The organism is Acidiphilium sp. 34-64-41 (assembly GCF_002282635.1).
Lineage (GTDB): Bacteria > Pseudomonadota > Alphaproteobacteria > Acetobacterales > Acetobacteraceae > Acidiphilium > Acidiphilium rubrum.
In genome coordinates this window covers 1-14,297 of sequence record NZ_NCJX01000068.1, presented here as the reverse complement: position 1 = coordinate 14,297, position 14,297 = coordinate 1, and the positions used below count along the sequence as shown (strand labels likewise).

The 14,297-nt window shown below is 55.9% G+C and carries 12 protein-coding genes and 1 pseudogene; 3 read left to right on the top strand and 10 right to left on the bottom strand.

From position 1 onward, the window contains the following. Positions 1-597: 597 nt before the first annotated feature. The 9 genes from B7X49_RS13460 to B7X49_RS13420 form a co-directional block, all read right to left on the bottom strand. Complete coding sequence (locus tag B7X49_RS13460) at positions 598-1,536, bottom strand: NAD(P)-dependent oxidoreductase (RefSeq protein ID WP_286839746.1); 939 nt, start codon at positions 1,534-1,536, stop codon at positions 598-600. Between the two features lie 16 nt (positions 1,537-1,552). After that, positions 1,553-2,146, bottom strand: a complete 594-nt coding sequence (locus tag B7X49_RS13455) for an SIS domain-containing protein (RefSeq protein WP_286839744.1) — start codon at positions 2,144-2,146, stop codon at positions 1,553-1,555. A gap of 4 nt (positions 2,147-2,150) precedes the next feature. After that, a complete protein-coding gene (locus B7X49_RS13450) occupies positions 2,151-2,882 on the bottom strand; it encodes a sugar phosphate nucleotidyltransferase (RefSeq protein WP_286839743.1) in 732 nt (243 codons plus the stop codon). A 9-nt stretch (positions 2,883-2,891) separates the two neighbouring features. Then, positions 2,892-4,049 carry a DegT/DnrJ/EryC1/StrS aminotransferase family protein gene (locus B7X49_RS13445; RefSeq protein ID WP_286839741.1) on the bottom strand — a complete coding sequence of 386 codons (1,158 nt, stop codon included), beginning with the start codon at positions 4,047-4,049 and terminating at the stop codon, positions 2,892-2,894. A 48-nt stretch (positions 4,050-4,097) separates the two neighbouring features. Further along, positions 4,098-5,054: a transketolase family protein gene (locus tag B7X49_RS13440; protein WP_286705047.1), complete on the bottom strand. Its 957-nt coding sequence runs from the start codon at positions 5,052-5,054 to the stop codon at positions 4,098-4,100. After that, entirely contained in the window at positions 5,051-5,854 is an 804-nt protein-coding gene (locus B7X49_RS13435; protein ID WP_286705048.1) for a transketolase, read from the bottom strand. The genes B7X49_RS13440 and B7X49_RS13435 overlap by 4 nt, the downstream gene beginning before the upstream one ends. Positions 5,855-5,870: 16 nt before the next feature. Further along, the gene (locus B7X49_RS13430; protein ID WP_286839749.1) at positions 5,871-6,818 is read right to left on the bottom strand and encodes a GDP-L-fucose synthase; all 948 of its coding nucleotides are present in this window, start codon (positions 6,816-6,818) and stop codon (positions 5,871-5,873) included. Positions 6,819-6,822: 4 nt separating this feature from the next. Then, a complete protein-coding gene (locus B7X49_RS13425) occupies positions 6,823-7,731 on the bottom strand; it encodes a kinase (RefSeq protein ID WP_286705050.1) in 909 nt (302 codons plus the stop codon). A gap of 94 nt (positions 7,732-7,825) precedes the next feature. Then, entirely contained in the window at positions 7,826-9,352 is a 1,527-nt protein-coding gene (locus B7X49_RS13420; protein WP_286705051.1) for a B12-binding domain-containing radical SAM protein, read from the bottom strand. 1,316 nt (positions 9,353-10,668) lie between these two features. On the opposite strand from B7X49_RS13420, the gene B7X49_RS13415 reads away from it, so the two are divergent. The 3 genes and pseudogenes from B7X49_RS13415 to B7X49_RS13405 all read left to right on the top strand — a co-directional run. After that, positions 10,669-11,301, top strand: coding sequence for a carbon-phosphorus lyase complex subunit PhnI (locus B7X49_RS13415; protein ID WP_408735584.1), 633 nt, complete (start codon positions 10,669-10,671; stop codon positions 11,299-11,301). Beyond that, the gene (locus B7X49_RS13410; protein WP_286705052.1) at positions 11,298-12,422 is read left to right on the top strand and encodes an alpha-D-ribose 1-methylphosphonate 5-triphosphate diphosphatase; all 1,125 of its coding nucleotides are present in this window, start codon (positions 11,298-11,300) and stop codon (positions 12,420-12,422) included. The genes B7X49_RS13415 and B7X49_RS13410 overlap by 4 nt, the downstream gene beginning before the upstream one ends. 127 nt (positions 12,423-12,549) lie before the next feature. Beyond that, a pseudogene (locus B7X49_RS13405) lies at positions 12,550-13,104 on the top strand (hypothetical protein); the annotation flags it as partial. A 139-nt stretch (positions 13,105-13,243) separates the two neighbouring features. Here the strand turns inward: B7X49_RS13405 and B7X49_RS13400 are convergent. Beyond that, on the bottom strand, positions 13,244-13,702 hold the full coding sequence (locus tag B7X49_RS13400; protein WP_286705053.1) for a DUF6398 domain-containing protein: 459 nt from the start codon (positions 13,700-13,702) through the stop codon (positions 13,244-13,246). Positions 13,703-14,297 lie beyond the last annotated feature (595 nt).

Below are 14,297 nucleotides of genomic sequence, written 5' to 3'. Positions count from 1 at the left end.
CCTATGCCTACGCCCTCATCACCGCCGCTCGCTCTAACAATCTGCTGCCCACCATCCCTGCCCAGCTAGCGATCTGACCCGGGGGTGTGAACGGTTACCAAGTGATGGGCCCCGCAGATCGCCTGCATGGTTTCGGGAGTTGCCTGAGTGTGTATTAGGGCATTCTGGTCGCCGCGGTCGTGCAAAAATAACGGATAGCGCCGATAACCCGTGACACCGACATAATCAACATCATGAACGTGGTGAAGGACCCAATATTCGGTCGCGATAGTCTGTGCAAGGTACCCAACGCGACACTCATCGCCGCGCTCAATCGGCGGAAGCAACTCGGCTATATTTGGTGTTGTTGCACCCGTACAAATGTACCCTCCATCTAGATCGAGGTTACGCTCGAATCCCGTGCGCGCCACCCAAGAACTGGTCGAATCGAATGGAAATTTTCGTCGTAACGTAAAGTCTGAATTTTTCCATTACAGATCAACGATTCCAAATCGTGTTAATATCGATTTTACATTACGGAAGTTTTGTTCAATCTCCGTGGCTGAGCTCGTGGCGCTACCGTGATGGCGCAGCGGCGCAACTGCATGCTGCCGCTGATCAGACATTACTGTAGACAGAGTTCTTTATCATAGTGTACCCTTTTATAAGTTCCCCAATTCCCCAATCGAGAGAAAACTTCGACGTGAAACCCGTTGCTTCGATCTTGGCATTCGAAACAACGTAATTGCGTTGGTCCGGATCCTTGCCAACAGGAGCGTCGACGAACACGAAATCAGGGCATTGGCGCTGAATATGCTCACATAATTGCGCCTTCGACACGTTCGCATCGGACAGGCCAACGTTGTAGATCTCCCCCTTCATCGAATCAAACTGGCTCAACGCGTGCCGAAACGCGCGAGATACGTCGCGCACATGGATGTAGTTGCGCTTAAAATGTCCCTCGAACAGCACGATAAAGCGGTCGTGCACGGCCCGGTATGTAAAATCGTTGACCAGCAGGTCGACACGCATACGCGGCGACATCCCGAACACAGTCGCAAGCCGGAAGCTGATCGCATTCGCATGCTGCATCAGTTCGCGTTCAATCGCTACTTTCTCTACTGCATACCTTGAAATGGGCCTGAGCGGCGATTCTTCGGTACACAAATTGTTCTCGTCGCCTGTGCCATAAGCGCTGTTAGTCGTGGGCATAAGGATCATCTGATCCCTTGACAACAATCGAAGCATTAGCACGATGGCATCATGGTTTGTGCTCGTTGCGCCAATCGGATCAAGATTGCACAATGGGGCGCCTACTAGGGCCGCCAGGGGGATAACAATGTCGGCCTCCTTGAGCAGCGGCGCAACGGTCGCCTCCACTCGAATATCGCCCTTAACAACGGAAAAGTTTTGGTAATGGCAACAGTTATTAAGGCTCGTCTGCTTAAACATGAAATTGTCAAGAACAACAACTTTATGGCCATCTGCAAGCAAATCCGGGACCATCGTGGAGCCCAGATAGCCAGCACCTCCAGTGACCAGAATACGGTACGCCATCAATAACACTCCTACTCTAAAAAAACTCTGGAAACAATGAATTTTCTACACACTCACAAAGCGAGTGAGCCATGACGAGATGGACTTCCTGAATTACGCTACTGAGGTCGCCCGGAACGATAATACAATGGTCCGCGCGCTCACGCATTTCACCGCCATCTCGCCCGAGAAAGGCGATGCTCGCGATGCCAAGTTCGCGGCAGGTGTCGAGTCCACGCAACAAATTGCGCGAGCGTCCAGACGTCGAGATTGCAAGAAAAACGTCTATGCTTGTCATTTTTCCCCGGATTTGCCGTGCAAACAACTCATCGAACCCATAGTCGTTTCCGATTGCGGTCAAGACACTGGAGTCCACTGTGAGCGCCTCCGCCGGTAAAGGACGGCGGTCGCGCCACAACTTACTAACAAATTCGGCAGCCAGGTGTTGCGCGTCGGCCGCAGAACCACCATTGCCTGCAACATAGAGACGCCCACCACGGCGATAGCTTTCGATGACGACGCGCATCGCGGCGTCAAAAGCTGCATGTTGGGCTGTCATCTCGAGAAACTGCAGTTTTGCATCGACTGAAGCTTGTAAGTTGCGCCTCAGAACGTCCACATGTCCACTCATCTAGCTATCTCCCCGATAAGGTTGATTTCGTGCCGCTTCGACCCGCGAGGAGATCGTGGGCTCGGTGATAATCGGTTGGTGTTCCGATATCGATAAATGTGCCGGGACACTCCATGCCATAAATCTGGCTTGCCATTCCGATATACCGCGGCAAGATCTCACTCTCGAGTGAATAGCGTTCACCGGATTGGAGGCCGAACTCCCGCAACGACGATGGCTCGATCAGGTAGACGCCACCGTTCACGAGTCCCCCACCACTCATGGAACTTGAGGTCAACGCCGAAATCCGGTCAGAAGAATCAAGCTCGACCCCCAAGTAACGATCAACATCAATCCGGCGATGTAACGCCATGGTCAGCCGCGCATTGTGCGCGACGTGAAAATCTAGAAGCTTCGGATAACTAAGCGCAAAGAATGTATCTCCATTTAGCACAACAACCCTCTCGTCGATGCCTTTCAGCGCCGTTAGTAATCCGCCTCCAGTTCCGAGTGGAGATCGCTCTTCGGCATAATCTAAGCGTCGTCCGCGATACGCTGCTCCGAAGTACGAGCGAATCGTATCCGCACAATATCCGACCGAGAGAACGAACCGGTCGATGCCCTGACCAATCCAATAGTCAATTTGGAGCGCAAGGAATGGTCGGCCGTTGATCGGTGCCATCGGTTTAGGAAGCTCCGGAACAACCTCACGAAGCCGTGTGCCAAGTCCGCCAGCCAGAATGATCGCAGTTGCCATCGGCTCTGTCTATCCCACTGTATTAAGAACATCGCAGATCTCATCGATCTCTTCGTTCTGCAAGTCCGGGAAGTTCCCAATGTAGAACCCGTAGAAATGGATGTGATCGACTTCGGGGAAATCCATGTAATGATCATCGTTGACGATGCCGCGTAGATAGGGTTGGCGCAGCTGATTGCCTCCCCCGGCACTACCACGTCGGAATTCGATTCCGTGATTTCGCATTCGCTCCATCAGCCGAGAGACCAACTCATCATCGCCGCGGCGAAGGATCAAGTTGAAAGCGTAGTTACTTGAACCGCTTATCTTGAAATCGGTTCGATATATGTCGGAGTCAATACGCGCCAAAAAGCGAAGAAGATTTCGCGTCCTCAGCTGCACGTTGCAGTCGAGGCGCTTCAACTGACGACGCCCCAAGATTCCGCCGATCTCGGTGTTTCGCATGTTGTAGGCGGGATAAGCAAAGATGAAGTCCGGGTTTAGCGTCGGGAACTCGCTAACGTAACGTTCCCGGAGTGCTAGGTCGCTAGCTTCGCGCACCATGCCGTGGGAACGCAACATACGGACTTGCTGATAAACTTCGGGATCATCGGTACAAACCATACCACCTTCGATGGTGCTCATATGATGAGCATAATAGAAAGAGAAGTTAGAGACCCAACCGAATGTGCCTAGCTTGCGGCCGTTATGAGTCGCACCGTGCGACTCACATACATCCTCTATCAGAGGGATGCCGCGGGATGCCAGGACAGAGATCAACTCATCGGTTAGGCCGTCGAAGCCCTGGGCATGGGTCAGAAATACCGCTCGGGTATCGGTGCCGAGCTTCTCGATTACTTTTGCCGGATCAATCGCCAGCGATCTCGGATCGATATCGACAAACACCGGCGTGAACCCGTTGTGTAGGACTGACGCAATGTCGGAACTCCAGGTGAGCGGCGGGACGATGACTTCACCCCCTTTTGGATGGCGTATCTTGAGGAGTGCCATGGTCAGGAGATTAGCCGAGGCACCTGAATTGACGAAGACACTGTATTTGACGCCAAGCCATTCCGACCACTCGGCCTCGAACGCCCGCACATTCGGGCCGTGCGTAAGGATAGGGTCGTCTGCCTTAAGATGCTCAATTACGGCATCCAGGTCTTCACGAAGAATATTATTGCGCATCAATGGAAATTTCATCGTATTACCGATTTAGTTTTAATGAAATATGCATTATTCACCTATGAATTCCTTGCATTTTGCCATGATGGCAGTCCGTCCGATCCCGACCTGCTCGTGCAGCTCAACTCGAGATCCAAGCTCGAATTGGTATCCACCCTCGACGCCGATATTCATGTAGCTAAGATTAAGGTCCCTCTCCCGCAGGAATTGGGCAAGCAACGCATCCATGCCACCGCAGCCTTTGAAGCCCTCTTCCATCGAAATCACGCGACGGTAAGGCATCAGGGTCTGCTGCAGATCATCCTGAGCAAAAACGGAGAGGTCGAAGAGATCAATGACCCCAACTGGAATGCCCTCTACTCCGAGAGCCTCGGCAACTGCCAGCGCCGTGTGGAGCATATAGCCCGTAGCGACAAAGCATGTCTCGCCTCCTGTACGATGGATGTGAAATCCGCGCGGGATATCCGGCCCTTTCGTCGAATAGACGACCTGCAGAATCTGCGCATCAAGCCGAACATATTTCAGTCCGGGCGCGGCGTGACAAACATCGAACAGTGCCGCCGCAACAACATGATCGGACGGCGACAGTACCCGCATGTTCGGCATCGCCCGCATCAGGGTGATATCCTCGTAGCACTGGTGCGTTGGGCCGGACACGACATAACTATATCCTGCCCCGACGCCGAGCAGCGTCACATTCATGGGCCTAACAGTCGACAGGAGTGCAAGGTTAACGCGCGTCTGTTCATAGCAGCGCATCGTGATGAAAGGTGCGATCGCGTACGCGAAGACCTTGTATCCTTCCAGAGCGAGTCCGGCTGAGATATTGATCAGGTTTTGTTCCGCAATACCTACGTTTACAAAGCGGTCCGGGAACTCGCCCCTTATGTTGTCAAGAATCGGTGAGCCAAAATCGGCGCATGTAACGAAGATCGAGCTGTCTCGGCGCATTTCACGCCATACGCGTTCAAGCAGGGCATCGCGCATCGCGACTGGTTTGATCTTCACGTGCGCTCCTTCAGCAACCGATCGAGATGTTCGGGTTTCGGGTTCAGGATGTGGCACAGCGGTTCATTTTCGAGTCCCGGGACACCGTGACCCTTGAGCGTCCGCGCGATGAGGGCCTTTGGTTTACCCGCGCGCCGTTGCTTGAACAATGCAAGCACGTCGCGCACTGCGAAAACGTCGTGTCCATCGACCTCCGCGCAGTCCCAGCCGAATGCTTCCAGCCGTCTCGTCAAGTCAACATGACTAACAATTTCGTCGGTATAGCCGAGCATCGAGATTGAGTTGTTGTCGACGATGAGATGAAGGTTGTCGAGGCTGTGGTGGCTCGCAAACATGATGGCCTCCCAATTTGCACCTTCATGAAGCTCACCGTCGCCACAAATCACGAAGACATCCCGCGTTGAAGCCTTCCGCTTCAATCCAAACGCGATACCCGCGCCAACGCCCAGTCCGTGCCCGAGCGAGCCGTTTACAGTCTCGTAGCCTGGGATTACGGGATCTGGAATCCCGCCGAGGATTCCCCCCCGGACACCAACACGGTCAAGTTCACTACGTGAAAAAAATCCGAGATCGGCGAGGATTGGATAGAGGCAGATCGACCCATGCCCTTTACTTACAATACAGCGATCACGTTCTTCGGCTAAAGGTTGCAAAGGGTCATGGCGTAGTATCCCACCGTAGTAAAGAGCTACGAAAATTTCGATTGACGACAGTGACGATGCTAGCCGCGTCTCGGGTGTCCGCCGATGCACAGCGACGGTCTGCTGCCACACCCAATTCGCCCGCTGTGTCAAATCCATAATTGGCCCTGACATCTTAACTTACGGTTTCACGTTGTTGAACATACCAGGCGTAAGTCCTTTGCAACCCGTCTTCCAGTTCAACCTTAGGCGACCAGCCGCGGTCGAGGAGGCGGCGACTGTCGAGCAGCTTACGTGGTGAACCGTCCGGTTTCGACTCGTCCCATAGGATCTGGCCCTTATAAGCGGTGACTTCCGCTGCCAAGTTTGCGAGATCTTTAATGGATAGATCGCGACCATAGCCAACGTTGATCGGAAGTTCCAAGCTATGGCACGACGTGTTAAGCAGGTTGTACGCTGCCGCAGCGACGTCATCTGCATAGATGAATTCTCGCCTCGGCTGTCCCGAACCCCAAAGGGTGATATGCGGAGCCCCGCTCACGCGCGCTTCGTGTAATCGACGAAGCAGCGCCGGGACCACGTGGCCGGACTCCAGATTGAAGTTGTCGTTTGGGCCGTAGACGTTGCTTGGGATTATGGGGACGAAGGTCTGATTGCCATATTGGCGATTGTACGCGAGGCACATCTCGATCGCAGCCATGTTGGCTACGGCGTAGGCCATGCTCGTAGTCTCAGGAAGGCCGGTGTGCAGGGCGGTTTCAGCCATCGGCTGGGAACAGTGCCGTGGATACATACAGGATGATCCGAAGAGAATCAGCTTTGCAACACCGACCTTGTAGGCAGCCTGAAGGACGTTTAATTGGATTGCGAGATTAGCCGTGATGAAATCAGCGGGGTATTGAGAGTTTGCAATAATCCCGCCGACCTTTCCAGCGGCGAGGATCACATAGTCTGGTCTCACTATTTGAAAAAACTTATGGACATTGTCAGCATAAGTCAGGTCAAGGTCGGTGCGCTTCGCCGTGACGATATTCTCATGACCCTGAGTGGCGAGTAGGCGGAGCACCGCTGATCCGATGAGACCCTGGTGACCGGCGACGTATATCCTAGATGCTCTATCCATTTGGCTAGAAACCGTTCGGTTCATAAAGGACGACCCGGCTTCCTGAACTTTCAAACTGAAATGGAACATGAACGACATTTGGGAGCGCCGCGCGCACAGCGTCCTGTCGCGCCGGTGGCACAAACAGGAGTAGGAACCCGCCCCCACCGGCGCCGAGAAGCTTACCCCCTAAAGCACCGGCATTGATCGCTGTTTCGTACATGACATCAATCTCAGGGGTCGACACCCGATCGGACAATGACCTTTTATAAAGCCAGCCTTCGTCGAGCAGTTTGCCAAATTCCTCGATGCGACAGTTTTCATCCCGCAGGATCTGTACGGCGTCGGCGACCATGGCGCGCATCTTGCTCAGCTCGGTCACCCTTTCGCGCATATTGTCGATCTTCGATTTTGCGACGTCCGACGCTATCCGCGAGAAGCCCGTAAAACAAAGCATCAGGTGCGAATGCAGTTCCTGCTTGCGAGCCTGGTTCAGGACGACTGGCTCGACCAAGAAGCCGCCATCTCGTTGAAATTCGATCCAATTGAAGCCACCATATGCAGCCGAAATCTGATCCTGCGATCCAACACTCTCGCCGATCACGTTCTGCTCGACATGAATGGCTGCATGGGCAAGACCTGCCTTGCTGATTTGACGGCCATCGAGGGCAGCAAGCGCGTTGATCAACCCGACTGTGAATGATGAGCTTGAGCCTAACCCACTGCGGGCCGGTAAATCTGCGTCATGGTGGATTTCTACCCCCTCGGTTACATGCTGCCATGCCATCACGGCGCGCACTGCGGGATGCTGGATCTGCTCGGGCGACATAACGTTTTCGATATGTGAGTAGACGATCCGGTGCTTGTACTCGAAAAAGGGCGGCAGCCGCCTGCATGAAATGTAGCAGTATTTGTCGATCGTCGTTGCGAGCACTTCACCACCATGCCTGCGAAACCAAGTCGGATAATCAGTACCTCCTCCAAAGAACGAGATACGGAATGGCGTCCTAGTGATAATCATTGTGCCCTCAATCTCCGAGAATCTTCCGTTTCAACGTAATTTTGGACATATCCTCAATATTACGCCGCTGGCCCGAGCCAAACCGTTTCTCAACGAGATTGAGATATGTGGGATTCGTGAAATATGTGCGCCACGCCTCATCGCGAAAGCGCAGAACCTGAGCGGAAGTTAGGTGCTTGGTCGGCAGCGGTTGACTTTCGTACGATAAAAATGCGTAACCCTCAAAACTGTCAGGAAGGGGCCACCCGTGCTGCTTGGCCGTGTGATACATTGGACTCCCTGGCAGGGCCTGGCATGGATACATGTTGGCCATTTCGGTGTTAAGTTCAATAGCAAGATCCAAGGTTTGTTGCATAGTGCCCATATTATCATCAGGAAATCCAAATATGTAGTTTGCAATGATATTTATATCGAAACCACTTATTGTGGAGCAGATATCACGAATATTGATTTCTTTGAATGACCCTTTGTGTGCCTCTTGCCTTACTGTTTGATTCCCCGCTTCTATACCAAGTGCTAACCAATTGACGCCTGCCTTCTTGAAAATCTCAAGGGCATCGGGTCGTACAGTATCAACACGGGAATAAGTCCACATATTAAATCCAAATTCTTGCTCTATAACCATATCGAGGATCGGCTGATAGTACTTTCGGTTGAGAAAGAACATCTCGTCTGAGATACGAAGAGTCTCTACACCAAGTTCGGCAAGTTTTTTCATTTCCCGCATCACCCACCTCGGGCTCCAGTATCGCATGCCGCGGGAGTGAGCCGCATTGATTTCATGCCGGTTGTCAATACGGTTGATGATATTAATCATACAGAAATCGCAACCGAAATTACAGCCAAGCGACGTATAAATCGAAGCGAAAGGTGATCGCTTTGCGTGATCGAACCCCGCGTGCCAGAAGTGCGATCGATAAAGGTCGAGCGGCTTGGTATGATACGGCAACAAATCCCACGCATATCCAGGCATATCGTCGTCCATATTCGACTGGGGAACGATTGGAGCCGGCGGATTTAATTTCGGAACGGGATCGCTGCCCGAGCAATATTCCTTATAGCCAATACCCTTGATTCTTGCGAGATCGGTGTTCAAATTGCTCCTTAAGAGATCGTGTAAAGCATAGATGCCCTCGTTGAGAAGGACAATGTCAACGCATGGATAAGTCAAAACGTCTAGAGGAAGGGCGCTGATATGTGAGCCGACAAACGCGATCTTGGTTGCAAGACCCGTTTCCTTGATTGATGTTGCAAGCGCGAGCGCACCTATCATGCTTGTTGTGCCAGAATTTGGATTCTGGCCATAAACCACCATCAAAACAAGACGGGGACTGTGATTTTCGATCCGCTCCACCGCCTGTTCGAGGGACAAACGTTCGGCATCGCAGTCTAATATACCAACGCCGAAACCTTTGGATCGGCAGCTTTCTGCAAGCAAAAGCGCCCAAGTTGGCGGCTCAATAGCGGCGTATATGTCCGCTAAGCCCTGGTAGGCTTTTGTAGATGAATTGGGGTTTACTAGCAAAACATTCATCTATTCGGTGACCTGGCATGACGTTGCATTACGAGAAATTATGCTCTAGCTATCTTCAGAAAGCCAAATCATATTTGTATATTATGTTTTCTAATGCTTTGTGATATAGAGTAAAATCGATGGCGGCTCGATAACTCGCTGGAGGGGAGCCGGGCTCTGTGACAGTATTGTTGGACCACAGAACATGGCGAAATAGAGTCATATTCTGCGCGTGTTAATTTCAATTTTTTGTTATATTTGAATACAAACGGTGATTGAAGGATTGACCTAGAGCTGACCGTTCTATCGGATTCAACGTTACAAACATTTGTTATTACGGTCATCGAAAAGTCCTTAATAATACGATCCCTGAATGGGCTACATTGTACGATAGCGTAGCCGTCATAGCGGATCGCTTTTGTCGCTGATGCATATAACGATGCCAGAAAACGACAATCGCATTCGAATTCTCCGAGATATAAAACATGGCTCATGTACTGCGGCTAAATCCATGTAACGGTAAGCCGAGGGGAACCAATACACGGTATAAGTTAATAAAACCTTCCCAATCCAGTATTTCGTGCATGTGGAAGGTGGATTAATCTCTCACGATTCGTCTCATTTTCAGAAGAGGCCGACCGAAATGTTTGGCGAAAAAACGCTAAGATGAGTGATTTCAGTGTGGTACGCTTCACTATCGGTTGCGAGGACAACGAAGGATCATGTGGCCTGGGCTGAAATCACTCGACGACACCCGGACAGGAGCGCGTTGCGGTATGTAAGCGACAGCACTGACGAGGAGCGGGCCGTTATTTCACCGTTTCTGGCGCGTTGCAGCACGGAGGGCCGGCCGTCGATCAACAGCATGCGCGCCATCTGAAATGGCATTTTTCCGTTGGCGGGACAGCGGACTGCTGTTTGTGATCAACGGGGCGCTGGTCGCCACAAGCCGCCGTCGCGCGCGCCGGGACCCTCGCCGAGGATTTTGAAGCCACCATCGCTTCTTCAGAAGCGTGGCTGCTCATCGCGTCCCAGAGTGCCACGGTGGGCGGCGGCAGTTACCGGCCTGGACGGCCCCGAGAGCGGATCATATGGTGAGACCGGTCGCCTGGACACGCTCAGAAATCCGTATAGATGTCTGGATATATTGGATGATACCGCCGCCGAACCGGATATTGGCCCCGCTCATCTCGGCACGCGCCCGGCCTGGCTCGGCGTTTTCGCCCTGTCTGGTCATGCGCGCATCATATCCCAACTGTCGGGCCTGCCGACGGTGCCGGACTTCAGCCACCTGCGCCGGCCGGAGACCGGCATGGCGATGGTGCGCAGCCGAATCGGTGGCGCCGGCGCGCGGTGCCGAGTGGTTTTTGTCGGCACTCGGCCATTCGACGCAGCGCGGCTACCGCCATACCCATCCGTTCGTCGGCGAATTGCGGATGGGCAAGGTCGCGGTCTCGATCGTGCCGCCCGAACTCGGCCTCACGATCGAGATCGGTGACGTAATGCTGACCGAATGCCAGACGGCGAACCAATTCGCCGCTTCAAAATCCGCACCGCCGCAATTCACCCGCGGCTACGGGCGGTGCTCCGGTCATGCCGATCGCAAGGCGATGGCGCTTGTCGATCGTGCGGTGCGGGCGGGGGCATGCGCCGTGCTCGCCGGCCCGCCGGCCGCGGGACAATCGACGCTGCTGCGGTCACTCTACGGCATTGATCGCATCTATCGCGGGCGTATCCTGATCCGGCATAGTGATGCCATGGTCGATCTGGCGCAAACGGATGCGCAAACCATCATCGCGCTGCGCCGAGGCACGCTCGGCTACGTCTTGCCGTTCATGCGGGCGATGTCGCGGGCCGGCACCGCCGTGATCGGCATTCTCCACGACACCGCCAGCCGCGACCGCATCGCCGACCGCACCCTCACCCTGACCCCTGCGGTGGACGACACCGCCGCCCTGGAGCCCGCATGACGCTGCTGAGCAACGCCCAAATCATCCTCGACGATCGCGTGATCACCGGCAGCCTCGTGATCGAGAACGGGATCATCACCACGATCGAGGCGGGCACCGCCCACGGCGGCATCGACTGCGATGGCGATTACCTCACGCCCGGCATCATCGATCTGCACACCGATAATCTCGAACGCCAGGTCCTGCCCCGCAGCAACGCGCGCTGGCCCTCCCGGTCCGCCCTGCTCGCGCATGACGCCCAATGCGCGGTCGCCGGCGTCACCACCGTGTTCGATGCGCTCTGCCTCGGTGACATCGGCTTCGAACAAGGCCGCAACCAGACCTTCGATGACGGGCTGAACGACCTGCAGGCGCTGGCCGCGACCGGCATGCTCAGATCGGACCATTATCTGCATCTGCGCTGCGAACTGCCCGCCGGCGAACTCCCCGCCATGCTCGATCGGGCCATCGACGATGCCCTGGTCCGGCTGATCAGCCTGATGGATCACAGCCCCGGCGTCGGCCAATACGCCGATGTCGAAAAATTCCGCCGGATGCGCCGCCGCGAGGGCCATACGGATGACGCGATCACCACCATGATCGGCCGCCTCGCCGATGCGCAGGCCCGGTTCAACGCGCCCAACCGAGCCCTGGTGCTGGAGCGCGCCCGGGCGCGCGCCGTGCCGATCGCCTCGCATGACGATCGCACGGTCGAGGAGATCGCCCGCAACCACGCCGATGGCATCGCGATCGCCGAGTTCCCGGTCACGCACGCCGCCGCCGCGGCGGCGCGTGCCTGCGACATGACCACGATCGCCGGTGCGCCCAACATCGTGCGCGGCGGTTCGCATTCGGGCAATGTCGCGGCGCTGGACCTCATCCGCGCCGGGCTGGTCGATGCCCTCGCCTCGGATTACGTCCCCGCCTCGATGATCGAGGCAGCGTTCGCCTGCGTGGCCCATGGCGCGTGCGACCTGCCACACGCCATCCGCCTGATCACCGCCAACCCCGCCGCCATGGTCGGCCTCGCCGATCGCGGCCGGCTGGCGCCGGGTCTGCGCGCCGATATCGTGCGGGTCCGCCTGCACAATGCGCTGCCGGTGGTGCGCGCGGTCTGGCGCGAGGGTACCCGCGTCGGATGACGCATACGATAACAGCGTCGGATGACGCGTACGATAACAGCGCCGGCCGGCTCGTCCTGATCGTCGGCCCGTCCGGTGCCGACAAGGATACGCCGTTGCGCTTTGCCCAGGCGCGCCCGCGTGCGCGACCATCCGCGAGGTCCTCGGTCTGGCGGCGGGTCAGCCCGTGCTCGAACTGGTCCGGCTCGGCACCGCCGATACCCGGCCGCTGTCGCTCTCACGCCATATTTTCCCCGCCCGCCCAGCCGGGCTGCACGCGGCGCTGCTCATGCCGTCCAGGGCGGTTGCCCTCAGGGTTTCAGTGACCGACAGTTTGGGTCCTATCCCCGGCCCCCGCCGGTCCCCCGATAAAACCGCCCAACCAGCCGCAATCGATCCTCCGGACATGGGCAAGGAGCCAGAGGCACCACCGACCCGCCTTGCCCCACCCTCTGTGCCCCCCGGCGCCGAAACGCGCCGCCATCGTCTCCGTCCGCCCCGAACCGACCAACCCAGCCAGCCCGACCACTTCGCCAGGCCGCACAGCGAACGACACAACGCACCCAAAGCTACCCCATCGCAGATCGCCCGCCTCGAACGGAGCGACGCCCTCTCACAGGGTCCGTCCGGACCGTTTCCCGTGAATGGCCTCGCGCGACGTCGCGCCGTTTCACGCTGCTGGAATCCCCTCATCAATCCATGAGTGGCGGCGGTGCAAGGCCCGGCAGCAATGCGCTCATCATCGCCGTTCGAACCAGCAGCACCGTTCCTCCAGAGCAGTCGTTCTCGGGAGTAACTCCGTTGACTGGGTTCGGTGGACAGCCCACCTCCGGATGAATGAGCTATACCTGATCTGCCGGAATGTAGGGGATCATGCCCTTCTCGTAGGCGATCACCTGCACCTCGCGTGGCATTTGGCGTATGTCGACCAAAATCCCATTTACCTCAGCCATCCACACGAACGGATTCCGGTCAACAACGCTCTTCAGCATCCAGGTCGGATCCATGCGGTTCGTGTGCAACGCCTCCGAGATGGCCCGCGCCTTGGCGCTCGCCGTGCTCTCTCCGACGCCAAACGCGGCGCTGACCTGGGCCATTGTCATGTAAGGCTGGCTCGCCTTGTCCGACAGGAAGTTGAGTTGGCCCAATACGTGGATGATACCGCAGGCCCAAGTGCGCGGCTGCCCCGAGGCCAGCGGGCTTGGGCGCTTGCGGCCGAGTGCCGCGGTCATGGCCTGCGCGAGATCGCGATATTCGTCGTTCAGGTGGTCACGGCAGAACGCATCCGTCAGCGCGACCACGGCGTCGTATCTCGTTCGCATGGACTTCGGGACAACACCAAAACGAGGGGATTTCACCGCGTGGGCCTCCTGTCGAGACGGATGTTTCAACCCAAAATGCTTGCTAGCCGAGCAGGCTGCAAACATTACAGTAAGGCCGCCAATACACCAAGTGTTCCCACGTCCGCAAAAGGCCGCTGTTGAGAGCCGTCAGAGGATGAGGTCAAGCGAACGGCAGCTTATTGCCCCAACCTGCTCCAGACCTGCCATTCCGCTTTCGGCCCGATCCAGCCGAAGACAGACCGCCTGCTTTGCGCTCAACTCGGCCGGTCAGACGGGCTGATTGGCGCCTCTGAAGCGGACATCGAACCAGGAAGATGCGGCTGTTCACAGGGGCTGAAATGGCAAACGGCACTTACTCAGCAGTCGGTAATTAAGACGACATTTTGCTAGTCGTATGTTTGCGGGGGTGATATAATTCCGGCATGAAACGGGACGGTCGCAGATTTGATCATCGCTGTAAATTCGCTTGCAATAACGACCCCCTGAGGGGCGAAAATCGCGTCCAATTTCGACCCCTCTGACGTTTGATGTCAGCACCCTCCTTAACGCTCGC

Coding starts and splice junctions, on each gene's coding strand:
- B7X49_RS13460 (WP_286839746.1), bottom strand. CDS start 1,536: ATGGCGTACCGTATTCTGGTCACTGGAGGTGCTGGCTATCTGGGCTCC.
- B7X49_RS13455 (WP_286839744.1), bottom strand. CDS start 2,146: ATGAGTGGACATGTGGACGTTCTGAGGCGCAACTTACAAGCTTCAGTC.
- B7X49_RS13450 (WP_286839743.1), bottom strand. CDS start 2,882: ATGGCAACTGCGATCATTCTGGCTGGCGGACTTGGCACACGGCTTCGT.
- B7X49_RS13445 (WP_286839741.1), bottom strand. CDS start 4,049: ATGCGCAATAATATTCTTCGTGAAGACCTGGATGCCGTAATTGAGCAT.
- B7X49_RS13435 (WP_286705048.1), bottom strand. CDS start 5,854: ATGGATTTGACACAGCGGGCGAATTGGGTGTGGCAGCAGACCGTCGCT.
- B7X49_RS13430 (WP_286839749.1), bottom strand. CDS start 6,818: ATGGATAGAGCATCTAGGATATACGTCGCCGGTCACCAGGGTCTCATC.
- B7X49_RS13420 (WP_286705051.1), bottom strand. CDS start 9,352: ATGAATGTTTTGCTAGTAAACCCCAATTCATCTACAAAAGCCTACCAG.
- B7X49_RS13410 (WP_286705052.1), top strand. CDS start 11,298: ATGACGCTGCTGAGCAACGCCCAAATCATCCTCGACGATCGCGTGATC.